At 42.0% G+C, this 23927-nt stretch carries 23 protein-coding genes and 2 tRNA genes; 13 read left to right on the top strand and 12 right to left on the bottom strand.

Translation table 11 applies throughout. From position 1 onward, the window contains the following. The first annotated feature begins 26 nt into the window (after nt 1–26). Complete coding sequence (locus V6E90_RS09565; protein ID WP_004657366.1) at nt 27–914, top strand: SDR family NAD(P)-dependent oxidoreductase; 888 nt, start codon at nt 27–29, stop codon at nt 912–914. Nucleotides 915–976: 62 nt separating this feature from the next. Here V6E90_RS09565 and V6E90_RS09560 read toward each other — a convergent pair whose 3' ends face one another. Then, nucleotides 977–2074 carry an SDR family oxidoreductase gene (locus tag V6E90_RS09560; RefSeq protein WP_332605213.1) on the bottom strand — a complete coding sequence of 366 codons (1098 nt, stop codon included), beginning with the start codon at nt 2072–2074 and terminating at the stop codon, nt 977–979. A 109-nt stretch (nt 2075–2183) separates the two neighbouring features. Here V6E90_RS09560 and V6E90_RS09555 point away from each other — a divergent pair, with 109 nt between their 5' ends. Together V6E90_RS09555 and V6E90_RS09550 are read left to right on the top strand one after the other, a co-directional pair. Next, nucleotides 2184–2561, top strand: coding sequence for a MerR family DNA-binding protein (locus tag V6E90_RS09555; RefSeq protein WP_332605212.1), 378 nt, complete (start codon nt 2184–2186; stop codon nt 2559–2561). Between the two features lie 626 nt (nt 2562–3187). Beyond that, nucleotides 3188–4480 carry an MFS transporter gene (locus V6E90_RS09550; RefSeq protein WP_016542696.1) on the top strand — a complete coding sequence of 431 codons (1293 nt, stop codon included), beginning with the start codon at nt 3188–3190 and terminating at the stop codon, nt 4478–4480. Between the two features lie 64 nt (nt 4481–4544). On the opposite strand, the gene V6E90_RS09545 is transcribed toward V6E90_RS09550, so the two are convergent. Continuing rightward, on the bottom strand, nt 4545–5309 hold the full coding sequence (locus V6E90_RS09545; RefSeq protein WP_262756334.1) for an HD domain-containing protein: 765 nt from the start codon (nt 5307–5309) through the stop codon (nt 4545–4547). Between the two features lie 383 nt (nt 5310–5692). On the opposite strand from V6E90_RS09545, the gene V6E90_RS09540 reads away from it, so the two are divergent. Beyond that, nucleotides 5693–7000, top strand: coding sequence for a CitMHS family transporter (locus tag V6E90_RS09540; RefSeq protein ID WP_065343189.1), 1308 nt, complete (start codon nt 5693–5695; stop codon nt 6998–7000). A gap of 87 nt (nt 7001–7087) precedes the next feature. Here the strand turns inward: V6E90_RS09540 and V6E90_RS09535 are convergent, their stop codons facing one another. Further along, nucleotides 7088–7972: a LysR family transcriptional regulator gene (locus tag V6E90_RS09535; protein ID WP_332605211.1), complete on the bottom strand. Its 885-nt coding sequence runs from the start codon at nt 7970–7972 to the stop codon at nt 7088–7090. A gap of 106 nt (nt 7973–8078) precedes the next feature. Here V6E90_RS09535 and V6E90_RS09530 point away from each other — a divergent pair, with 106 nt between their 5' ends. Further along, complete coding sequence (locus V6E90_RS09530) at nt 8079–8834, top strand: SDR family oxidoreductase (RefSeq protein ID WP_016542692.1); 756 nt, start codon at nt 8079–8081, stop codon at nt 8832–8834. A gap of 48 nt (nt 8835–8882) precedes the next feature. Here V6E90_RS09530 and V6E90_RS09525 read toward each other — a convergent pair whose 3' ends face one another. The 3 genes from V6E90_RS09525 to V6E90_RS09515 form a co-directional block, all read right to left on the bottom strand. Further along, nucleotides 8883–9200, bottom strand: a complete 318-nt coding sequence (locus V6E90_RS09525) for an AzlD domain-containing protein (RefSeq protein ID WP_332605210.1) — start codon at nt 9198–9200, stop codon at nt 8883–8885. Next, nucleotides 9197–9910, bottom strand: coding sequence for an AzlC family ABC transporter permease (locus V6E90_RS09520; protein ID WP_032865923.1), 714 nt, complete (start codon nt 9908–9910; stop codon nt 9197–9199). Before V6E90_RS09520 ends, V6E90_RS09525 begins: the two co-directional genes overlap by 4 nt. A 77-nt stretch (nt 9911–9987) precedes the next feature. Then, the gene (locus tag V6E90_RS09515; protein WP_016542689.1) at nt 9988–10818 is read right to left on the bottom strand and encodes an AraC family transcriptional regulator; all 831 of its coding nucleotides are present in this window, start codon (nt 10816–10818) and stop codon (nt 9988–9990) included. A 313-nt stretch (nt 10819–11131) separates the two neighbouring features. Here V6E90_RS09515 and V6E90_RS09510 point away from each other — a divergent pair, with 313 nt between their 5' ends. Together V6E90_RS09510 and V6E90_RS09505 are read left to right on the top strand one after the other, a co-directional pair. Beyond that, nucleotides 11132–12055 carry a DUF2167 domain-containing protein gene (locus tag V6E90_RS09510; protein WP_332605209.1) on the top strand — a complete coding sequence of 308 codons (924 nt, stop codon included), beginning with the start codon at nt 11132–11134 and terminating at the stop codon, nt 12053–12055. Beyond that, entirely contained in the window at nt 12056–12799 is a 744-nt protein-coding gene (locus V6E90_RS09505) for a hypothetical protein (RefSeq protein WP_332605208.1), read from the top strand. 31 nt (nt 12800–12830) lie between these two features. Here V6E90_RS09505 and V6E90_RS09500 read toward each other — a convergent pair whose 3' ends face one another. Further along, entirely contained in the window at nt 12831–13319 is a 489-nt protein-coding gene (locus V6E90_RS09500; RefSeq protein WP_332605207.1) for a hypothetical protein, read from the bottom strand. 108 nt (nt 13320–13427) lie between these two features. After that, a complete protein-coding gene (locus V6E90_RS09495) occupies nt 13428–15782 on the bottom strand; it encodes a Tex family protein (protein WP_332605206.1) in 2355 nt (784 codons plus the stop codon). 339 nt (nt 15783–16121) lie between these two features. Between V6E90_RS09495 and ompR the strand changes: the two genes are divergently transcribed. The 3 genes from ompR (at nt 16122) to V6E90_RS09480 (ending at nt 20175) form a co-directional block, all read left to right on the top strand. Continuing rightward, complete coding sequence (gene ompR / locus V6E90_RS09490; RefSeq protein WP_004657337.1) at nt 16122–16886, top strand: osmolarity response regulator transcription factor OmpR; 765 nt, start codon at nt 16122–16124, stop codon at nt 16884–16886. Between the two features lie 17 nt (nt 16887–16903). Further along, nucleotides 16904–18358, top strand: a complete 1455-nt coding sequence (locus V6E90_RS09485; RefSeq protein ID WP_016542936.1) for an ATP-binding protein — start codon at nt 16904–16906, stop codon at nt 18356–18358. Between the two features lie 302 nt (nt 18359–18660). Next, complete coding sequence (locus V6E90_RS09480; RefSeq protein WP_016660112.1) at nt 18661–20175, top strand: acetyl-CoA hydrolase/transferase family protein; 1515 nt, start codon at nt 18661–18663, stop codon at nt 20173–20175. Between the two features lie 55 nt (nt 20176–20230). On the opposite strand, the gene V6E90_RS09475 is transcribed toward V6E90_RS09480, so the two are convergent. The 4 genes from V6E90_RS09475 to V6E90_RS09460 form a co-directional block, all read right to left on the bottom strand. Continuing rightward, a complete protein-coding gene (locus V6E90_RS09475) occupies nt 20231–20968 on the bottom strand; it encodes a class I SAM-dependent methyltransferase (protein WP_332605205.1) in 738 nt (245 codons plus the stop codon). A gap of 97 nt (nt 20969–21065) precedes the next feature. Next, nucleotides 21066–21141: transfer RNA gene (locus V6E90_RS09470), tRNA-Phe, on the bottom strand. Nucleotides 21142–21281: 140 nt separating this feature from the next. Then, nucleotides 21282–21357, bottom strand: a tRNA-Phe gene (locus tag V6E90_RS09465). Nucleotides 21358–21457: 100 nt separating this feature from the next. Then, nucleotides 21458–21835 (bottom strand): GNAT family N-acetyltransferase, encoded by a 378-nt coding sequence (locus tag V6E90_RS09460; protein ID WP_004657331.1) that lies wholly within the window; start codon nt 21833–21835, stop codon nt 21458–21460. Between the two features lie 104 nt (nt 21836–21939). Here V6E90_RS09460 and hisB point away from each other — a divergent pair, with 104 nt between their 5' ends. The 3 genes from hisB to V6E90_RS09445 all read left to right on the top strand — a co-directional run bounded on the left by hisB (nt 21940) and on the right by V6E90_RS09445 (nt 23839). Beyond that, nucleotides 21940–22533 carry an imidazoleglycerol-phosphate dehydratase HisB gene (gene hisB / locus V6E90_RS09455; protein ID WP_004803817.1) on the top strand — a complete coding sequence of 198 codons (594 nt, stop codon included), beginning with the start codon at nt 21940–21942 and terminating at the stop codon, nt 22531–22533. Continuing rightward, nucleotides 22533–23150 (top strand): imidazole glycerol phosphate synthase subunit HisH, encoded by a 618-nt coding sequence (gene hisH / locus V6E90_RS09450; RefSeq protein WP_332605204.1) that lies wholly within the window; start codon nt 22533–22535, stop codon nt 23148–23150. Before hisB ends, hisH begins: the two co-directional genes overlap by 1 nt. A 155-nt stretch (nt 23151–23305) precedes the next feature. After that, a complete protein-coding gene (locus V6E90_RS09445) occupies nt 23306–23839 on the top strand; it encodes a DUF805 domain-containing protein (RefSeq protein WP_023271179.1) in 534 nt (177 codons plus the stop codon). The last annotated feature ends 88 nt before the right edge of the window (nt 23840–23927 follow it).

Raw genomic sequence — 23927 nt, 5'->3', positions numbered from 1 at the left:
CAGCGTGATTAATGTAGGACACTTACATGAATGCAAAACTCAAAAAACTTTTTCAGCAAAAAGTCGACGGTAAAACGATCATTGTCACTGGTGCGTCAAGTGGTATTGGTTTAACGGTTTCAAAATACCTCGCACAAGCAGGTGCTCATGTGCTCTTGCTTGCTCGTACCAAGGAGAAGTTAGATGAGGTAAAAGCAGAGATCGAAGCGGAAGGTGGAACAGCCTCTGTTTTCCCATGCGATCTCAACGATATGGAATCAATCGATGCGGTTTCAAAAGAAATCTTAGCGGCGGTTGATCACATTGATATTCTTGTAAATAATGCAGGACGTTCAATTCGTCGTGCGGTACATGAGTCGGTTGATCGTTTCCATGACTTCGAGCGTACCATGCAGTTAAATTACTTTGGTGCAGTACGTTTAGTCTTGAATGTTTTACCACACATGATGCAGCGTAAAGACGGGCAAATTATTAACATCAGCTCGATTGGTGTACTTGCCAATGCAACGCGCTTCTCAGCTTATGTGGCCTCTAAAGCTGCGTTGGATGCATTTAGCCGCTGTTTGTCTGCTGAAGTTCATTCACACAAGATTGCGATTACCTCTATTTATATGCCTTTGGTCCGTACACCAATGATCGCGCCGACCAAGATCTATAAATATGTACCAACACTTTCTCCTGAAGAAGCGGCAGACCTGATTGCTTATGCTATCGTGAAGCGTCCGAAAAAGATCGCGACGAACTTAGGTCGCCTTGCTTCGATTACTTATGCCATTGCACCAGACATCAACAATATTTTAATGTCGATTGGTTTCAACTTGTTCCCAAGCTCTACCGCCTCTGTCGGTGAACAAGAGAAGTTGAATCTGATTCAACGTGCTTATGCGCGTTTGTTCCCAGGTGAACACTGGTAATCTTGTAAATTCAGAAAAGCAGCCCATCTTTTGATGGGCTGCTTTTTTATTTGAAATCGGTTCTAGCTGGTTTGATTGATCCAGTCAGTGCTTTTCCGAATCGCTGCATCAAGATCGCCCATTGAGATCTGCCAGCGCTGTTGAAATTGCGTCAATCGTTCTCGATCCAACTGTTCTGTTCTTAGAAAGCTCAGCATTTCCGTAGACATTTCTAATTTTTTCGCCAACCATTGCCATTTTAAAATAAACCTCAATACAGCAAGTGGCACATGTCGTGTAGGCGCTTTGACCTGCAATTGATCTGCAATCATACGGGTCAGTTGATGCAAAGCCAGATTGTCTTCACTCATAACCAACATTGCTTGATTCGACAAAGCCATATCAGCAGAAGCACTGACCATTATCCGACATAGGTCATCGACACGCACTAAAGGTAGATAGTGCTGAGCCGTTGCAGGGATTGCACTCATTTTTCCTCGCTTGAGTAAATCAATCATCTGCGCGATCGGTTGATTGATTGGAATTTCACCAGATTCCTCATCGCCAACAACTGTTGCTGGATGAATAATGGTCCAATCGACTGATAACTGTTGCGCCTGCTGTATCCATGCAAAATGCGCTTCTATTTTCGATGCCTCATAAGCACCTAAATGTTGGTATACAGCTGGCCAGTCGGTATTGTCCGGCTGCTCAAGGCAGACTCCCGCTTGCTTTAAATGACTTAAAATCGTCAACATATAACCCGAAACGTGCACAGCGCGTTTTAAATCACACCGCCGATGCACACAATCTAATAAATTCAATGCACCTTCAACATTGACTGCCCGTGCTTGCTGCAAACTCAGGTTCCATGCAAATAATGCACTGCTATTATATAAAGTGTTGACGGACTTTAATTTTTCCCAATCCCCACTGCTAATAGCTAAATTAGCTTGTGTTACATCTGCTTGAATAAACGTCAGTTGATTCAAGGCAACACCCTTTTGACCGAGCCAATCACTGAGTATTACTTGTTGTTTCGCTTGATTTCGAACCAAGGCAAAGACCGCGTGGCCCTGCCTCAAGAGTTCTAAAATTAAATAACGACCAATAAATCCCGTTGCACCTGCCACCAATGCGACTGGTTGATCTGGCTGTGTTTTTAAGTTGTTATGCTCCATCTGATACGCCCTTTTTAATGCATGTAGGCAGAGGCTAAAGGATGGAGTACACTCAATGGTCAAGTGATTTATGCACTACTTTTTTATAAAATAATAAAGGATACCGACCATGTTGATTGGACAATTAGCAAAACAGGCCGATCTGAGCCGAGACACCATTCGCTTTTATGAAAAAATGCAGTTGATCCAATCCATCACCTGTAATAATGGCTATAAAGATTACCCAGAACAGACACTGCAACAACTGCAATTGATTCGTACTGCCAAAAATCTAGGTTTTGCCTTGAGTGAGATTAAGCAGATTTTAGCAATGACAGCACAGGATGAAATTCCCGCACCACAAGTCCAAACCATCCTCCAAGAAAAGCTCAACATGATCGATGAAAAAATTGCACAGCTTCATCAAATCAGAACAATGCTGAACAAGCTCACGCAAGGAGAAGCATGTCCATTAAGAGCAGACTGCCCTATTCCAGCATTCAATTAATTACTTTGAAAACAGGCATAAATCGCAACAACTGCTCATGTGTATAAACTAGAACTTATCCACAGCTTTGCTGTTTTAATCAACGAACTAAGCTCTGATGACTTGTATGACCGAGATGTTCATTCTAGCCATTAACAATATCTAAGGTCGATTACTTTCATTCTATTCTCGAATTCAACTGCTTCTTGGAGCAAACCCGATCAATTCGATCTGAGCAAATAGACACAAATCCTCTTTTTCTCTAATTTCAAAATCGGTCTTTTGAATAGTTTGTTTGAGAATATAAAATTCATCATTTCATCTTGATGATGTAGGATGCACCTCTTCAAGCAACTTACAAAAAGCAACTTAGCCTTTTCAAAAAGAGTGTCATCGTTAATAAATCAATTAATTACTTTTCTAAATATTCAATTTACTGCTTTTAAAAACATTAAATTCTCAACATTGACTATTTTGACATGCTTTATCTGTCAAAGGGTTAGCAAAAAATAAGGGGTTTTCTCCCAATCTAAAAATGCATTCATAAAAAACATACAAAATAGTGCCATTTTCATGCTTTTTTAGCGGTATATAACATTCTGTAAAGATTCAGTTACAGAATCTTGCTTGGTTGAAAAGGAACATATATGAGTCAGACATATAGCAAGGAAGAAAAAAGAAGTCGCATCAAAGGTATTGTGGGTGCGGCATCAGGGAATTTAGTTGAGTGGTTTGATTTCTATATTTATGCTGTGTTTGCTGCCTATTTTACGCATGCATTGACTGCCCCAGATATGGAACCAACCACGAAAGCCATTTATGTGTGGGGTGTGTTTGGTGCCAGCTTTTTCATGCGCCCAATCGGCAGTTGGCTGTTCGGGCGTATTGCTGACCGTCAGGGCCGTAAGCAATCGATGGTCATTTCGATATGCTTAATGGCACTCAGTTCATTCCTCTTTGCGGCCTTACCCACTTATGATCAAGTCGGCATGTGGGCACCCTTTTTACTGCTCATGGTACGTTTACTACAAGGTCTTTCCGTTGGTGGTGAATATGGTGCCGTTGCCACCTACATGAGTGAACTGGGTCTAAAAGGACAACGTGGCTTCTTTGCCTCCTTCCAATACGTCACCTTATCAGGCGGGCAACTACTTGCCAGTTTACTTGGGGTGATCTTGCTGGGCTTTATGAGCGAACAACAACTGAATGATGGTGGATGGCGTATTCCATTTGTGATCGGTGGTGTTGCTGCATTATTGTCTTTACTCGCACGTAGTCGTTTAGAAGAAACTTTGTCACATGAAGATGCTGAGCGTGAAGAATCAGGCAGTTTAATTGCCTTACTGAAGCAGCACTGGAAAACCTTCTTATTGGTGGTGGGCTATACCTCAGCAGGTTCACTCACCTTCTATGTAGTGACCGTCTATTCAAAAACCTATCTCACCAACATCGGTATGGATGGTAAAACGGTTGGCTTTATCATGACCACGGCGCTATTTGTCTTTATGCTGGCACAACCGTTGTTCGGTATGCTTTCCGATAGGATTGGTCGTCGTGCGTCCATGTTGGCATTCAGTTTACTCAGCGCCATCTTTATTTATCCTGTCATGGTCACAGGCATGCGTAGCTTTGCTGACTCCCCTGTCATCATCACCCTGTTACTGATCTTCTTGATGATGTTGCTGAGCTTCTATACCTCGATCAGTGGTCTAGTTAAAGCTGAAATGTTCCCACCGCATGTCCGTGCTTTAGGTGTCGGCTTTTCTTATGCTGTGGGTAATGCCTTATTTGGGGGTTCCGCGCCATCGGTAGCGTTATTATTTAAAGATGCAGGCATTGAAAATACCTTCTTCGTATACGTCATTATCATGCTGTTAATCTGTTTCATGTGTAGCTGGGCCTTACCGAAAAAGCCTGAATATCTGGAACATGACCACTAAATAAATTGTGTCCTAAATCTAAACCACTTTTGTAAAAGCAAAGGTGGTTTTTTTATTTTGAGCGTTATTGCAAATAAGGATTGAAGTGCACCAACTGCTTAAGTCCACTCTGTACCAGCATGGCGGTACGGGAGCGAGGACGCTGCTGTGCTTCTTGTTGAATAAATTCAATCATACTTTGGCTGAAATCCAGACGGGGATATTGCTGCTGTAATTGCTGTCTAAACTGTTTAGAAAACTCAAAACCTCGACTGCCGATCACATCACAACTGGCCGCTTGTTGCAGCAAATGCGCTTCTACTCCCTCATCGAGTCCAACATAAGGATTCATATGCAGACTGATCACATCAAACAGTTGATCTGCACGAGGCAATTGCCACCCCTGTTCAAGCGACCAATCTCTTGCCGCATAAGCGCCTTGACCAGCAAAGCAGCGGCACTGTGCATGATGCTGATAATGTTGTTCTGTCATGCCTAAATCATGCAATAAACAGGAAACCGCTAATAATTCATCATCTGGTTTTAAATGCTGCATTTGGGCAAATGCTGTGGCATAGCACCATGTTCTGAGACAATGATTCTGTAAAGTCTGCGAACTGCAATCCTGCATTTTCTCCAAGGCCTGTCGCACATCTGAACTGTCTGGCAGGCTCAGATCATCCACCTCAAGTTCATGCTGCGTAGCAGGTTTATCCCGATAAGCCAAACTGTACATTTTGATGCTTTGCTTAAGCACAGGTAAAAGACTATCGCTCAAGAGTGCCATACGATCTTTTAAGGATAAATCCCCCGAAGTCTGCGCCATCCAAGCTTGTCGACCGATCTGCATTTTCATTCAACCTTAAAATTAGAGCAATTACTCTAATTTATCTTTTACTGCAAAAAAACACAGAAGTCAAAATCAAGTCACGTCCTTCAGATTGTTCTCGGCACAGCATTTTTAGAAAGTTGGTGATTAAATCTACCCCGCTCATCTTCAGATATCACTCCAAAATCTGGCTACTTTTTCGGCAATTCATTATTTCGCTCTGACCTATTTTCCGAAGAAATTAAACAGAATGTTCATTTATTGGTCTAATCGTTTAGTTTTTCTTCTTAAATTTAAGAACAAATTAAGTTTTTATGCATAATGGTCGGCGCTTTATTTTTTATTTTTGGTGTATTTTTAACACTTTTTTTATGGCAAGAGGTTACAACTTTAGGGAGTAAATAATGCTGACGCTGATAGGTATTCTAATTATTGTGACAATTGTTGCGCTACTGATGTCTGGTAAAACCAGTCCAATTGTTGCAATGTCGATTGTTCCTCTTATTGGCGCGCTCATTGCTGGTTTTTCGATTAGCGAGATTTCTGGTTTCTTTGAAGCCGGTCTAGCCAAAGTGACCAAAGTGGCGACCATGTTTTTATTCGCCATTTTGTTTTTTAGCATTTTAAAAGAATTACATGTCTTTGACCCCATGATTAAACGCATGGTGCAAATGACCCGTGGCAATGTCGTGATCGTTGCCGTGATGACCACCCTGATTGCTGCGATTGTACATTTAGATGGATCAGGCGCTGCCACTTTTTTAATTATTATTCCTGCTTTATTACCACTTTACCGTAAATTGGGTATGAGTCCCTATCTGATGCTATTACTGATGGCAGGCAGTATGGGCGTAATGAATATGGTGCCATGGGGCGGACCTTTGGGACGTGCTTCAGCCGCAACAGGTTTAGATGCTGCCACACTCTGGCATAGTCTGATTCCCGTTCAAGTGGTGGGTGTTGCAGGGATGATGGTATTTGCCGTATTCATGGGATTACGTGAGAAAAAACGTATTCTCGCGGCCCAAGCCCTTGGCACTACACCATTTGAACAAGACTGTATGGCCAAAGATCTGGCAGAAGACCTGCAAGAAGATGCCAAACCAAAAAATCTATGGTTTAACTTGGGGCTAATCGTTGCTGCCATTGTATGTTTGGCTTTTGGTCTGTTCTCTGCCCCTTACGTATTTATGATTGCCCTTGCCTTGGTCTTGATCGTCAATTTCCCACAGCCGAAAACACAGATTGAAGTGATTGGTCGTCATGCACCGCAAGCATTGAGCATGGTTGCCATTATTTTTGCAGCAGGTGCTTTCCTTGGGATCTTGTCTGAATCTGGTATGCTGCAATCGATTGCTTTGGACCTCATTAAAATTCTGCCAAGTACATGGATTGCGAGTCTGCACATTCTGGTCGGAATTTTGGGTGTCCCGATGGACATCTTTACCAGTACGGATGCCTATTACTTTGCCTTACTACCAATTGTGCAGGAAGTCACTGCCACAGCTGGGGTGAATGCCGATTCAGTAGTGTACGCCATGGCGATTGGCAACAATGCAGGAACCTTTGTCAGCCCATTCTCACCTGCAACTTGGCTTGCAGTCGGATTGACTGGCACCGACATGGGGCGCCATCTACGCTATTCGTTTGGCTGGATTTGGCTATTTAGCTTCTTTACCTTAGGCGCTGGTTTCTTGCTGGGCCTCTACTGATCTTTAAAATAGGAAAAAGCATACTCAGGTATGCTTTTTTTATTGACTATTTGCTTTGCCCACATACATTGGGTCTTTCCCTTCCCATTACAATTTGGTTTTTAATAGCCTATCTAACCAGTCAACAAAGTCCTGAAAATATTGCGGACGGTACTGACGATCTGTCAATAAAAGACTCACAGCTAATTGCAAACATGGTGTATCGGTAAATAAACGCTGTAACCGTCCTTGCTCAACATAAGGCGCTGCATCAAATTCAGGAATCTGAATGATACCAAGACCTGCTAAACCCGCCTGAATATAAGCCTCAGTATTCTCAACCAATAAACGATACGGCATTTTAATCCGATGCGCTTGGAATTCCAGCTCACTCCATTCCCGATAATGTTTGGCCACATGATAATCCACCGCAAAATGCTGTTGTAATTGATCAAACTGTGTCGGTTCTCCAAATTCAGCCAGATAATGGGGCGCCACCACTGTCCAGATTTCGGTCTGGCAAATCGGTCGAATGAGTAGATATTCATCCTGTACCTGCCCAACACGCACGACACAATCCAATTGTTGTTCAATCAAATTAGAAAAATCATCACTGCCATTGATCAATACTTTGACCTTGGGATAGCGTTGATAAAAGGAGGATAAATGTGGAATCAGAACTTGAGTCGCTAAGCGTTTTGGCAGACCAATACTGATCTTGCCTTCTTGACTGCGTACTTGGCTTTTAAAACGATTGAGTTCTTTAAGCTGAGTAACCAAGCGCGTGGCTTCTTGGTAAAACAAGCTGCCCTCATGAGTTAAAGCCACTTTACGTGTAGTGCGATAAAACAATAATACTTCATATTCTTTTTCAAGCGTTTGGATCGCATAAGTGACATTGGAACGTGGTAGCCCCAATTGCAATGCAGCTTGGGCAAAAGATTGTTTCTCTGCGACCAAGCAAAAGATTCTTAAACGATCGATCTTGTCCATTTTATTGTTCAACTTTTTTGTACAATCAATTCAATACTAACAACTATTTCAAACAAATAAATTCCACTAGGATGATTTTTATGCAAAACAACCCAAGGGAAATCCCATGTCACAGCATAATCTCAATGGAAAAACCGTATTGATCACGGGCGGTGCAAAAAACTTAGGTGGTCTAATTTCACGTAAATTTGCAGAACAAGGCGCAAATCTACTCATTCATTACAATAGTGCTGCCACCCAAGCCGATGCTGAACAAACCTTAAAGGATGTACAAGCACTCGGAGCAAAAGCGATCTTGGTACAAGCCGATTTATCCGATATTCAAAATATCGAGCAACTATTTCTCACTGCCAAAGAAAACTTTGGTGGTGTCGATATTGCGATTAACACGGTAGGCCGTGTGCTGAAAAAACCCTATTTAGACACCACCGAACAAGAGTTCGATGGCATGAATGACATCAACAATAAAATTGCCTATTTCTTTATTCAATCAGCAGGTCGTCATCTGAATGACAATGGCAAGATCTGCACCATCGTAACCAGTTTACTTGCAGCGTATACGGGACTTTATTCAACCTATGAAGGCTTAAAAGCACCCGTCGAACATTATACCCGTGCCGCATCTAAAGAATTTGGTCAACGTGGCATCTCCGTTACTGCCGTTGCACCAGGCCCAATGGATACGCCATTTTTCTACGGTCAGGAGGCACCTGAAGCGGTGGCCTATCATAAATCAGCATCTGCTTTAGGTGGCTTAACCAAAATCGAAGATATTGAACCTTTGGTTCGCTTCTTGGTAACTGATGGTTGGTGGATTACAGGGCAAACCATTTTTGCCAATGGCGGTTATACCACCCGTTAATATTTGATACCTCATCAACTTGGGATACAACGGCTTATCCCGAGTTGACTAATTTAATCCATAAACCAAAGCATAAAAACAAAGCAAACTCAAAATAATGGTCAGCAAGGTATGTTTGACCTTATATGCAATCACAATGGTTAAAACTGTGGCCAAAAAATACGGATTCAATAAAGTCGAACGAAATGCACCCTGCTCATCCATAAACACAATCGGCGTTGCAATCGCTGTAAGCAAACATGGCGCTGAATACTGTAAAGATTGTTGAAACCATTTCGGTAAGCGCAATGGAATATTCGGTTCTAGCAAAATATAGCGGTTCATAAACACCACCACAGCCAGAATAATCAAGAGAAACCAAGTCATGCCACACGCTCCCGCAGATTCTGCAAACAAGTGGCGGTTAACATACCAATCACCCCTGCCAAAATCGCGGCACTTTTAATGCCTAGACTCAGAAAAACTAAGGTTAACAGCACGGAAACCAATACCCCAACGAGCGTATTTAAGTTCTTAATAAAAGGAATCACAATCGCAATAAAAGTTGCAACAATGGAAAAGTCCAAATGATACTGATCGAGATTCGGTACTGAAGAGGCAAGTAATATCCCACACACACTAAACAAGACCCAACACAGATAAAAACAACTGCCCGCACCCAATAAATAATAAATATAGTGCTGCTGCTTTTTAATGCTCACTGCAAATAATTCATCCGTGAGCAAGAAACCCAACATCAGCCGATGTTTGAGAGGTTGCTTGGAAATATCTTCACGTAAATACAGTGCATATAAATAATGCTGCGTGGTAATCAAGAAGACTGAAATAATAATGGTCAGTGCTGGCGTACCTGCCATCACCAGGCCCAAGGTCATCAACTGTGCAGCACCCGCAAAGACCAAGGCTGACATAGCAATCGCCTGCCCAGTGCTCAACCCAGCTTGCACAGCCATAGAACCCGCCAATAATCCCCACGGTAATACAGCGAAACAGAGCGGCAGTATTTTGACGACCCCATTGAGAAATGCCCGCGATATGCTCATTGGCGTATCATCGGTTATGGCTTCGCTTAACATCGACATCACAATTTTTCATACAAGATTGGCTCACTATGCCAAACTTTACTCGGCCTGAATTGTACAAAATTGCTATTTTATTTGAGATAAGCCACATAGCCGCCTGGGGTAATCCCAAAAGTCTGACGAAAATGTCGACTGAAATGGCTCTGATCCGAAAAACCACATTGTTGCGACACTTCAGATAACAGCAGCCCCTGTCTTAACAATTTTTGTGATTTTTGCAGTCGTGCTTGCACCAGCCATGCATGCGGTGAAAGCCCCACATGTTTTTTAAATTGACGTAAAAAATGCCATTGGCTGAAATTGGCCATTGCTGCAAGTTCAGCCAAGGAAAACTCTTGCTCTGGCATACTCGCCATCAGCTCCTTGATATTAAGGATACGTTGTTTGGCATTACTCAGATCGGCAATCTGCGGTTTCACCTGACTGTATTTCGAGACCAGCCAAGCAATGGTCGACAGAAACAAGGTCTGTTTTAATAAGGTATTATTGGGTTGTTCCAATAAATCGAATAACAGACGGAATTGCTGTGCCAACCCTTCATCATGCAATACCGCCTCTCTAAACCAGGGTGCTGTCCCATGTACAGTGGTCAAATCACGGGTCAATTCATAAAAGACTTCAGGAGTTGGGTACATAGCACGATAACGCCAACCTGTTTCGACCGCCGCAGAGCCCGTATGTACTTCATCGGCATTGACCAAAATAATATCACCTTGTGGTGCAACATGGTTGCCCCCTGTGCGATAGAAGCGTTGCGCCCCTTCTTCAATCACGCCAATGCAAAATCCTTCATGAACATGTCGTGAAAATTCCTGCTGATAATAACTTGCTTTCAGCATTTCCAAACCACCCAGCTCTGCTAGGTGTAAGTAATCGACTTGCTCACGAGGTCTACGCGACATCACGACCTCCTTTGAAGTTTTTGCATTGTGTCAGATTAACGCGATTCAGAGAGATGTATAGAACAAAATTGCTATTTGTTCAAAACAAAGATGAATCTTAGTTGTGCAGTCAAAATAGATGAATAAGCTTTTATTCAACCATTTAAATGATTAATTAAAATAAAGAATATTTTTTATCTACTCTGATGCAAAGAAAATAAAAAAGATAATCATCTAGACATATTTAATTTTTATTTAAAATCTTTTAAAATCCGCACATAATTTATGCAATAAATTGTAATAAAACCAAAAGCAAAAAAATTGAGAGAACACTATGTTAAATCCACTGCACCCTAAAAAATTAATCCCTTTAAGTTATGCAATCGCACTCAGTCTTTCTGTATTAGGAACCACCACAATTCCAAGTTATGTACATGCATCGGCATCTACGGAAGAAACTGCAGCCAATAATACGACCACTCAAAATGCTGCAGAAAACCCAATGGCAACATTAGATTGGCATTTAGGGCCGAAAAAAGAAAATGTCGCCAATGTGGCAACTTTAAATACCCTCAAAGATGAAGGATTTTTAGACCCAAAGAATGCTGATAAATTTCTAGAACTCACGGGAAATTTAACCACAGGCACGACCAATATTTTAGTCGCTCCAGATGATTCATGGTGGGCGACCTTTGATTTTGATCCCTCAGGATATGTTAAAGATGATGAGAAAATCGATGCTGATGCCCTATTAAAACAACTCAAGGCATCTGATGAACCGTCTAATGAAGAACGCACGCGTTTAGGTTATCCAAAACTGTATACCATTGGCTGGGCTGTTCCTCCTCATTATGACAATCAAACCAAACGTTTAGAATGGGCACTTAAAATCCGTGATGAAGAGAATAATGAAGCTATTAACTACACCATCCGTATTCTAGGTCGTACTGGTGTAACCAGTGCAACACTGGTATCTGACGAAGAACATTTAACCCAGAATATTAATGCGTTTAAAACCAGCTTAAAGGGCTTTGATTATAATTTTGGTGAGAAATACGCAGAATACCGTGAAGGCGATAAAGTCGCTGAATACGGCCTAGCTGCCTTAATTGCAGGGGGCGCAGCAGTCGTTGCAACCAAAAAGGGTTTCTGGGCTGCGATTGCCGCATTCTTCGCAGCAGCATGGAAATTCATTGCTGTAGGTGTGATTGCCGTAGGCGGGTGGCTTCGCTCCCTATTTAATAAAAATAAGTCATAAATGTCGTTATCCTTCGACATACTGATCATACTAGGCATAGTCGGGTTCTATATTTATGACTCGGCTCATCTCTATTTTTATAATGAATTTAATATTCAAAAAGGACTGGGCTCTACCTTTAAATCGCAATTGATTTCCAGACAACTAAATGTCTTCCGTAAATATTTATTTATTCCCAACCTATGCTTGTCTCATCAACTCCTTTTTAAATGTGCATGGAAAATCAAAGATCCTGACCCCACGATTCACCACCATGATATTATCCATCTCAAAAATATCAGCCAAACCCTAAAACCTCTGCAATGGCTTAATATTTTGGTCTTTGTGCTGACCTTAGCGGTTTTACCCTTTTTAATTGTATTTAAAGCAGGCTATCTTGCTGTTGCAATCATCTTAGTCATTATTTATAGCTTAAATCTTATTTCAATCTTATTTGTGATCGCCAAAAGGAAAAAACTCCAGCTTTCTTGGCTTAAAATCATGCAGCTATTATTAGATGCATTCCTCTGCCCACCTTTTGCATTAAATCTCTTACGAAAAATTAGTTTAAATTATCAGGCTAAAACGGATGGTATTTTACTGGCTGCTCAAATACTCGATCCACAACAATATCAACGCCTATTGGAGAACATTTTGCTGGATATCCAAGTCTTAAAAATGGCTTCTACTGAGCAGAACATCGCTCAACTCGAATTAAGAGAGCAACAACTCCTTACTTTAAAAATAGCAATTGAGTCTAAATAACAGCCCCAAAAGGAGGCGATTAAAATCTTGATCAGTTTAATGACATTGGAATATCCATACGTCTGATGGCTTGACCATATTTAAGCCCTGCGTCTTTTTCCATGCGATAACAGACTTTGACATTATCATAGGCATCTCGATAGGCATAGACACTGCCCTGAATACACAATTGCGGCTGTTTAAGTGAAAATTGAATCAAGGCAGGCTGACCATTTAATCCACCTTTCTCATCTTTAAAGCCTAAGATTTCATCACGTAATGGAAACACAACTCCAATTTCAGTATCAATCACCACATAACGAATCGCTTGAGCCGATCCGACATTGAGCAAAATTTTTGTTGCATCATAGTTTGGCAATTGTTTTGCCAATGCCGCTTTATATTGAGCAATACTCTGTTTGGAACAAAAGTCAAAATCATCATAATCAAAACGACAATCTGCTGTTGCGCTATAAGGAACTTTCGCCAGCGCAGCAAAACTTAAACTTGAAATCGCCAATAGAAACAGTATTTTTTTCATTCTTTCATCCTTGATCTTTTTATGGGTATTGTCATCTCTAAGCTCAAAAATCTAGATTATATGACTTAAAATAAAAGCCTCCGAAGAGGCTTTTATTTAATTTCTCAATTACTTAGAACCTTTAATCCCAGCTTGTAATAACAACGCACCTAAACCACCAATTTTTTGCTCTTGTGGTTTTTCAGATTTTGGTTTGTGATGTTGCGGACGTTTATCACCATCTTTACGTGGTGGACGTTGACCCTGAGGTTTACGCTCAGAACGTTCGGCACGATCTTGTTGTGGACGTTGTTGAGAACGTGCCGCTTTGGCTGGCGCAGAACCTTCTGCACGCATACTCAAATTCACACGATTTCGCTCTACATCCACTTGCATCACACGCACTTGTACGATTTGGCCTGGTTTCACCACTTTATGTGGATCAGACACAAATTCATTAGCAAGTTCAGAAATATGTACTAAACCATCTTGGTGTACACCCACATCGACGAAGGCACCAAAGTTGGTCACATTGGTCACAACACCTTCTAGCTGCATGCCTTCGGTGAGTTGAGCAACCTCAGTAATGTCTTCACGGAATTTTGCAGTGCGGAACTCAGGACGTGGATCACGACCTGGCTTTTCCAATTCAGCGAGCACGTCTTGAATGGTGGGTAGACCAAATTTATCATCGACAAATTCATCGGCTTTAACTTGGCGAATAATTTCAGTGTTGCCGATAATGTCTTTCACAGTTGTCGCTTTTGCTGCAACAATTTTTTCTACCAAACCATAACTTTCAGGGTGAACAGCAGAAGCATCTAATGGCTCTGAACCATTTTGTACACGCAAGAAGCCCGCAGACTGTTCAAAAGTACGCTCGCCTAAACGTGGCACTTTTTTCAATGATTGACGGTTGTCGAAACGACCATTTTCTTTACGATATTCCACAATCTGCTGTGCAATCGACTTATTCAGACCCGCAATATAGGCCAAGATCGCTGGTGACGCTGTATTTACATCGACACCCACCGCGTTCACACAGTCTTCCACCACGGCATCCAGTGTTTTTGCTAAGCCCGTTTGGTTGACGTCGTGTTGATATTGACCTACACCAATCGATTTTGGATCGATTTTCACAAGTTCAGCCAATGGATCTTGTAAACGGCGGGCAATTGATACTGCACCACGAATTGAGACATCAAGTTCAGGAAGCTCTTGTGAAGCCAATTCACTTGCCGAGTAAACAGAAGCACCTGCTTCACTGACAGTGATACGGGTCAGTTTTAAATCGGTATTTTCTGCCATCATTTCAGCAACAACCGCTTCTGTTTCACGGCTTGCTGTTCCGTTGCCAATCGCAATAAGTTCCACGTGGAACTCGCGACATAAACGCGCAAGTTCTGCAATAGAGCCCGCTTTATCTTCTTTCGGAGCAAATGGATAAATGGTGCTATGTGCCAATACATCACCTGCATCACTGACCACAGCAAGCTTCACACCGGTACGGATACCAGGGTCAACCCCTAATGTGGTACGGCTGCCTGCAGGTGCAGAAAGCAATAAATGACGTAGATTTTCAGCAAATACATCCATTGCTTCAGCTTCAGCAGCCAAACGCTTGTCTGTTAATAATGAATGTTCGATCTGCGGACGAATCTTGCCTAACCAGAACAATTTAGCCGTTTGCTTTAAATAATCCTGACGGCTTTGTGGTTGAATTTGTTCAAGATTATATTCTGTCTCAATACGAGCTAAGGGCACATCATCTTCGCCATCTACTTTCAAGCCCAATACATTTTCTTGACGACCGCGTAGCATCGCCAATAAACGATGTGATGGTACCTTATTGAGATTTTCAGAAAACTCAAAATAATCACGGAACTTTTTGCCAACTTCTTTTTTCTCATCAGAAGCAACCGCACTTTTCAATACGGCAGTTTTAGCAAAAGTTTGTTTTAATTCAGTGGTTAATCCGATATTTTGTGCCCAGTCATCAATCAAGATATGCTGAATCGCATCCAGCTGGCTTTCTACATCTGGGTAGTCTTCATGACTAAAGCCCGCTAAAGCTTCAGTTGGGTCCACTTGATCAGCAATAATTTTTTCAGCAACAACCCCGAGGCCTGCTTCTTTTGCTTTAAATGATTTGCTGGTCCGTTTTGGACGGTATGGCGCGTAAATTTCTTCTAATGCATTCTTGGTGTCTGCTGCATTAACGCGTGCTAATAAATCATCGCTTAATTTATCTTGTTCTTGTAAAGATTGGATCACCTTCTCACGACGCTCGTATAAATCACGTAAATAAGTTAAACGTGTATCGAGTTGACGTAATTGCGTATCGTCTAAGCCTTGCGTGACTTCTTTACGGTAACGTGCAATAAAAGGAACGCTAGCACCTTCATCAATTAAACGAATAGCAGCTTCTACTTGGTTTGGACGTACGGCAAGTTCATTTGCCAACTGCTGAACTAAGTCAGTCATCGTGATTGATTCCACAAGGGTTAAGTCTAAAAGCACTGATTATAAAGTTCATGGCTATAAAATCCACCATTGTTTTTTTGAATATTGTGAGAGTAGTTTATGCAAATCTCGAAATGTTTCTAAAATACCAAGATTTTTTCGCCTAAATATTGAAAAATAGATTGATTGTCATCATTTTGCCTGTATATATTTGGTATCTATCTCTTGATTTTATTGGCAATATTTGTTGCTTTATAACATAGCCAAAACTGTGCAATGAATCGTATACTCAAAGTTGTATTGATATTTCACAATCGCATTGCATAAAGACGATGACAATAAACGATAAAGGAGCACATCATGAGTTTAGTTGTACCTGCCGAATCGACGGAAACTGTGCACCATGAGACAGACCGAGTCGAACGCATCTTAGTGGTCGATGACGATGTGCGCTTGCGTACGCTATTACAACGCTTTTTGGAAGACAAAGGCTTTGTGGTAAAAACTGCCCATGATGCAACCCAAATGGACCGTTTACTGCAACGCGAACTGTTCTCGCTTATCGTGCTTGATTTTATGCTTCCAGTTGAAGACGGTTTAAGCATTTGCCGTCGTCTACGTCAATCCAATATTGATACACCAATTATCATGTTGACTGCACGTGGTAGTGACTCTGACCGTATTGCGGGTCTGGAAGCGGGTGCCGATGACTATTTACCAAAACCATTTAACCCAAATGAATTACTGGCGCGTATTCGCGCAGTATTACGTCGTCAAGTACGTGAAGTGCCAGGCGCTCCAAGTCAGCAAGTGGAAGTGGTCAGCTTTGGTCCATGGTCTTTAGATCTTTCTACCCGCACCTTAACCCGTGAAGGTCAAGTCGTTACTTTAACGACAGGTGAATTTGCCGTATTAAAAGCACTGGTTCAACATCCACGTGAACCATTAACACGAGACAAGCTAATGAATTTAGCACGTGGACGTGAATGGGGTGCAATGGAACGTTCGATTGATGTACAAGTCTCTCGTTTGCGCCGTTTAATTGAGGATAACCCTGCCCGTGCCCGCTATATCCAAACGGTATGGGGTGTGGGCTACGTTTTTGTTCCAGATGGCGCTGAATAAGCTTAGGAAATAAAACGTTGAAACTTGAACCAATTGATCCACAAGAGTTTACGGACTTTTCGACTTATTCAGAAAGGCCTAGAACCAAATGGGAACGTTTTTTAGATAAAATTAAACCGCGTTCCGCCGCTATGCGCACCACCATTCTGGTGCTGTTCATGGTGTTCTTTAGCCTGTTTATGTCCTTGTGGTTCTTTTGGCGAACACTTTATCTACCTGAATTACAACAACATGCCCGCTATCTCGCGATTGAATTAGAACTGGTCAACAATCCAGATATCCGTATTCTGCATCGCGATAGTGAAGTTGATGTCGATACATGGTTAAAAAATCGTATTGGCATCGAATATGTAACCGATCCAAAAGAATTTCCTAAAGTCGAAGATAAATTCTTAGCGGAACTATTTACCAATCAGATTGAATCCAAACTGGCCAAAGAACTGGGCGTAGAAAACGTCACAGTTTATTTTAAATTTAAACCAATCCCACGAATTTGGATTCAAACACCCGAAATGAACGGGAACTGGGTCAGAGAACCATTAAAAACCTATACCAACTATAGCGTCGAACTGATCGCGGGATGGTTATTTGGTGTTCCTATCGTATCCTCCATCATTATTTTAATTTTGGTCCGACAAATGAATCGACCTTTGCGTCGTTTACAAAATACAGCCAACAATTATAGTAAAACAGGTAAAGCCCCGTATCTTGATACCAATCACGGGCCACTTGAAATTCGACAAGTGAATCAGGCCTTTAATCACATGGTGTATACGCTTGAGCAAACCGAACGTGATCGTCAGATTATGCTGGCAGGGATTTCACACGACTTGCGTACACCTCTGACCCGTATCCGTCTGACCGCAGAAATGCTGCCTGATGAGTTTTTCCGTGAAGGGCTGATCTACGATGTCGATGATATGGATGCAATTCTGAATCAGTTCATTTCCTATATGCGGGATGGTTCGGATGAAGAACTCACAGAAACCAACCTGAATACCCTGCTACAAGAACTGGTGGTGCAATTCAAACCACTGGATATCCGCTTTCAGGCACAAGAGCTCCCTATCATTGCTGCTCGTAGTTTGTCCTTAAAACGCCTGATTGCCAATTTAATTAACAATGCCAAACGCTATGGTGCAGAACCGATTGAATTGTCTGCTAGTCATGTCGACGAGCACATCTTAATTACGGTTGCCGATCATGGTGAAGGGATTCCTCCCGATCAAGTGGAAGAGTTAATGCAACCTTTCGTGCGTGGTAATTCAGCGCGAACAATTCAAGGCAGTGGTTTAGGTCTGGCGATTGTGAAACGGATTGTCGATATTCACCAGGGACAGATTAGCATTCGTAACCGTGAGCAAGGCGGCTTGGAAGTGGTGATTTCCCTACCCATTTCCACAACACCAAGTGACGAACCCCAAAATAATGCCATCGACAAAATCAAACAGACGCTAACAGGGCATTTTTAAAATTGCCTAATGAGCATCCATGCACAGTCTAGTCATAACTCTTCGACTAAAGTCTTCAGTCCCAGCAATACAGGATTGAGGGCTTGAGTTCGATTTTATACGGATTCAAACCAAACCATTGCCCTGTTCTGAAGTTTCTTTTCTGTATAAATTCAAGCAAATATCACACAGAAAATAAGCAACCGAAAAGCAGATGAATAAAGCGTATGCAGCTGTATTAGACCTTAGCCTTATTTCAATTCACTTTTCATGTTTTAGCGCTAAAATCCATAGCCAATGAAAAGCAATATTGAGAATGGATGATGTCTTTAAGTCGTATTCGTCTTGCAGCACTGCATGACAAAGTGATGAGTGCAGAGCAGGCAGCTCAGTTTATTAAAAATGATATGACGGTTGGCATGAGCGGTTTTACCCGTGCTGGCGAAGCCAAAGCTGTTCCACAAGCATTGGTTGAGCAAGCCAAAAAAAATCCGTTAAAAATCACATTAATTACCGGTGCGAGCCTCGGCAACGACTTAGACAAACAATTGACAGAAGCAGGTGTGCTTGCACGTCGTATGCCATTCCAAGTCGACAATACCTTACGTCGTGCCATCAACAATGGCGAAGTGATGTTTATCGACCAGCATTTGTCTGAAACCGTTGAGCAAATGCGTAACCAGCAACTAAAACGTCCTGATGTTGCGGTGATTGAAGCGGTTGCCATTACCGAGGATGGTCATATCGTACCAACCACCTCTGTCGGTAACTCTGCCAGCTTTGCGATTTTTGCAGAAAAAGTCATTGTTGAAATCAATACATCTTTGAGTGAAAACTTTGAAGGTTTACACGATATCTATATTCCGACTTATCGCCCTACCCGTACGCCATTGCCTTTGACACAAGTGGATGACCGTATTGGTTCAACCGCGATTCCAATTGATCCTGCAAAAATCGTGGGGATCGTCTTCAATGACACGGCAGATTCACCATCAACGGTGACTGCACCTGATGCTGAGACTCAAGGCATTGCCAACCACTTGATCAAATTCTTTGAACAGGAAGTGGCTGCAGGTCGTTTAGCGAAAAACTTAGGCCCATTACAGGCAGGGATTGGTTCGATCGCCAATGCAGTGCTTACTGGACTGAAAGACTCAAATTTTGAAGACTTGGTCATGTACTCGGAAGTGCTACAAGACTGTACTTTTGAGTTGATTGATGCCGGTAAGATGAAGTTTGCTTCAGGTAGCTCAATTACCTTATCAGCACAATGTGGTGAGCGCGTTTTTGGCAATCTTGAGCATTACAAAGACAAATTGGTACTGCGTCCACAAGAGATTTCAAACCACCCAGAACTCGTGCGTCGTTTAGGTATTATCGGGATTAACACTGCGCTTGAGTTTGATATCTACGGTAACGTCAATTCGACCCATGTATGTGGGACCAAAATGATGAATGGTATCGGCGGTTCAGGTGACTTTGCCCGTAATGCACACCTTGCGATCTTCGTAACCAAATCCATTGCCAAAGGTGGTGATATTTCATCAATCGTGCCAATGGTTAGCCATGTCGACCATAACGAACATGATGTCGACATCTTGGTCACAGAAGTTGGTCTGGCTGATCTTCGTGGTTTAGCGCCACGTGAACGTGCCCGCGTCATTATCGACAACTGTGTACATCCACTTTATCAAGGTGCGCTCAACGATTACTTTGACCGTGCTTGTGCACGTGGTGGCCATACCCCGCACATTCTTCGTGAAGCCTTGTCTTGGCATGCCAACTTTGAAGAAACAGGTCATATGTTAGCGCCAGCAGCTGTGGCCAAATCTGCTTAACGCTCGGCTCCCATCCAAATAAAAAGCATGTTCCGACATGCTTTTTTTACTCTTCCTATTCTGATGCAGCTAAGCGCCCCACTCTGAGCAAAATTGGAAAAGTGACTCCAATGGATTGCTGTTGTTGTAAAAGGCCCTCTAAGCTCAGCAATGGACTCTTATGCTGTTGATCTTGGTAATGCTTCACCGCAGACCAAGTATTTAAATAATCCCACAATTGCGGCCCTGTCCAGCTTAACTTAATCTGAAATTGCGGCATGCTGATTTCCTCAAAAGGAAATGGGATCGTTTGATAAAGCTCATCAATATAACGTCGTTCCGCATCCCAAAAGCCCTTTAAAGTATGATGATAGAGCTGATCGATTCGCTGATTTAGATCTGTATCATCCAACTGGATTAAGCCATAACCAATCACCGCAAAAATACCGTCTGCTTTCAGCGTTCGCCTCACTTCTGCATAGAATTTTTCAAAATCAAACCAGTGAATCGCCTGGGCAACGGTAATTAAATCAAAATACTGATCTGGAAATATGGAGTGCTCTGCGGCTTGTTGTAAATACTGTACATTGGCGAAGACTGGAGCCTGATCTAATTGATTTTGACTGAGGTCCGTTGCAACCACTTGCTGAAAATAGGGAGCGATCAGTTGAGTTAGCTGTCCCGAACCTGCCCCGCAATCCCATGCGCAAGCAAAACCATTCAGTTGCTTGACCAAGCTATGGATCAACGAGTGTGGATAGGTCGGCCGTGCTTGTTGATAAAGTTTACTGTGTGCCGAAAATAAATCCTTCATGTGGGTTTATTCTTCAATTTTTCTACTTGTCATCAATATAACAAAATATTGAAGCAATAAAAAAAGCCCCAAACTTTTGTTTGAGGCTTTTTGAATATGGTGGCGAGACCCAGGATCGAACTGGGGACACACGGATTTTCAATCCGTTGCTCTACCTACTGAGCTATCACGCCGATGGGGTGTATTAAGCCGCATCTCAGCTGAATAGTCAATAATTATCATGAGCTTTTGATTTGAATGCACATTTTTCACGCAATCAATTTTAAGGCAAAAAAAATCCCTGATGGGATCAGGGATTGAAAATACAAATTTATGGTGGCGAGACCCAGGATCGAACTGGGGACACACGGATTTTCAATCCGTTGCTCTACCTACTGAGCTATCACGCCAAAGTGGGCGTATTAAACAATGTTTGTCTAAGCCCGTCAAGCAAATTTGTGGGTTTTTCTCTTAAACGCTTAATTTTACTACAAAGCAGTCACCTAGAACTTAGATTTTGCCAAGATGTGATAAACAGCGATGGATGGCCCCACAACCCGGTTCAAACTGTTTAACCCCTTGTTCTTCTTCCATACGGCACACCTCTTCAACCAAGCGTTCAGCGACCCCACGCCCACGATTGGCTGGGTGTACCACAATATATTCCAAAACACGGCTTTCACCTTGTCCTGTCGCCCAAATTGCACCTATAATTTTGGTGTTAAATTCAGCAGTATAAACTGTGGTATATTGCTGTAGATTTTGTTCAAGTTGTTCCATTGCATCTTGCCCATCGCCAAACTCTGGGCTGGTATCGTAAAGTCGCTCTAGCTGAGTACGAATTCCTAGATTATCCAGAGAACTGTAAGCATGTACGGTAATAGGCATTGATTAACCCTCCTGAGCAAACTATGATGCTGTCACTTTTTCGTCACAGCGAAACTATTGGTTTTTAATTCAATCATTTTTGACGTTTTTTGAGGAACGTGTCCATGACGCAACGTATCAGTGAAGTGGTAAGAAATACCAACGAAACAAAAATTCGAGTTCGTCTCAATCTCGATGGTACTGGTCAAGGCACACTCAACACTGGAGTTCCATTTTTAGACCATATGATTGATCAAATCAAGCGCCATGGTCTATTTGATATCGACATTCATTGCGATGGTGACCTAGAAATTGATGACCATCACACGGTCGAAGACTGTGGAATCACCTTGGGACAAGCCTTTGCGCAAGCACTCGGTGATAAAAAAGGCTTACGTCGTTATGGGCATTTTTATGCACCATTAGATGAAGCACTGTCTCGTGTTGTGGTTGATCTGTCTGGTCGTCCGGGCCTGTTTATGGATATTCCATATACACGTGCTCGCATCGGAACCTTTGATGTCGATTTATTTTCAGAGTTCTTCCAAGGTTTTGTCAATCATGCGCTGATGACATTGCATATTGATAACCTGAAAGGCAAAAATAGTCACCACCAGATTGAAAGTGTGTTTAAAGCTTTAGCACGCGCATTACGTATGGCCTGTGAAATTGACCCACGTGCAGAAAACACCATCGCTTCAACCAAAGGTAGTTTGTAATGACCCGTATTGCTTTACTTGATTATGGCATGGGCAATCTACACTCTGCAGCGAAAGCGCTAGAGCATGTCGGTGCAACAGTTGATGTCACCAATGACCCGAAACTGATTGCCAAAGCAGATAAAATTGTTTTCCCAGGTGTAGGGGCGATGCGTGACTGCATGCAAGGTATGCATGAAGCTGGGATTGATGAGGTGGTACGTCAGGCTGCATTCAATAAGCCTGTGCTGGCGATTTGTGTCGGGATGCAAGCCCTCCTACAACGTTCGGAAGAAAATGGCGGTGTGGCTGCATTGGGTATTTTTGATGGTGTAGTGAAACACTTTCCTGAAATTCCTCATTTAAAAGTACCGCACATGGGTTGGAATCAAGTACATCAACTTGATCCAAGTCATCCCATGTGGAATAACATTGAGCAAGATGCACGTTTCTATTTTGTACACAGCTATTATGTTGAACCAAAAGATTCAGCAGTCACTGCGGCAACGTGTGATTATGGCGTAAATTTCTGTACCGCAATTCATAAAGACAATTTGTTTGCAACACAGTTCCATCCTGAAAAAAGTCATACCGCTGGTTTACAGTTGTTAAAGAACTTTGTGGAATGGAATATTTAAGTAGCCGTCGATGCAGATCAAGTTTCACGTTATGACTTGATCTGCAACTGATAAAATAAATTAAGCTTTAATTTAGAAAATTTTTCTTTATTATTCTAATGCATACATTTTTCAAATTTTACAACACCCATAAAAACACTTAGATAGGAATAACAATGAATTCATCAACTCAAACCGTGGATCACCCACTGAGCCCCAAAGGTCGCTTTGGCCGACTATCCTATGCTGCTTGGACATTTTTAAGTAGTATTATTTTTTTTATTATTTTCTTCGCACTCGCCCTGTCATCAGGACTATTTACAGCAGGTAGTCCGCAAGAACCTAACTTTCCAATCTTCCTCATTCTCGTAGTGGCAATTGTATATATTGGGTTTATTTATCTATCTTTTATTTTTACAATCCGTCGCTTACATGATCGAAATCAAAGTGGCTGGTTATCCCTGCTCATGATTGTGCCTTTAGCAAATTTATTTCTTATGATTTATCTATTTTGTGCTAAAGGAACAGATGGAGAAAATAACTTTGGTTTGGCGCGAATAACATCTGATTGGGAAAAAGTTTTAGGCTGGATTTATATCATTATCATCCCGCTTGCTTTTATTTTCGGTATTTTGGCAGCAATTTCGATACCTGCTTATCAAGACTATGTACAAAGAAGCCAGCACATTCAAATGGAACAGCAGAATTAAGGCTTACTCGTAAAAAAAGCCAAGTGTTGTGACTTGGCTTTTTTATTTCAATAAAACCCTTTAAGCTCAATCAAACGCTTTGAGCTTT

Origin of the sequence: Acinetobacter sp. ESBL14, from assembly GCF_036668815.1 — a bacterium.
Taxonomy (GTDB): Bacteria; Pseudomonadota; Gammaproteobacteria; order Pseudomonadales; family Moraxellaceae; genus Acinetobacter; species Acinetobacter gyllenbergii.
This window is presented reverse-complemented; position numbering and strand designations above follow the sequence as displayed.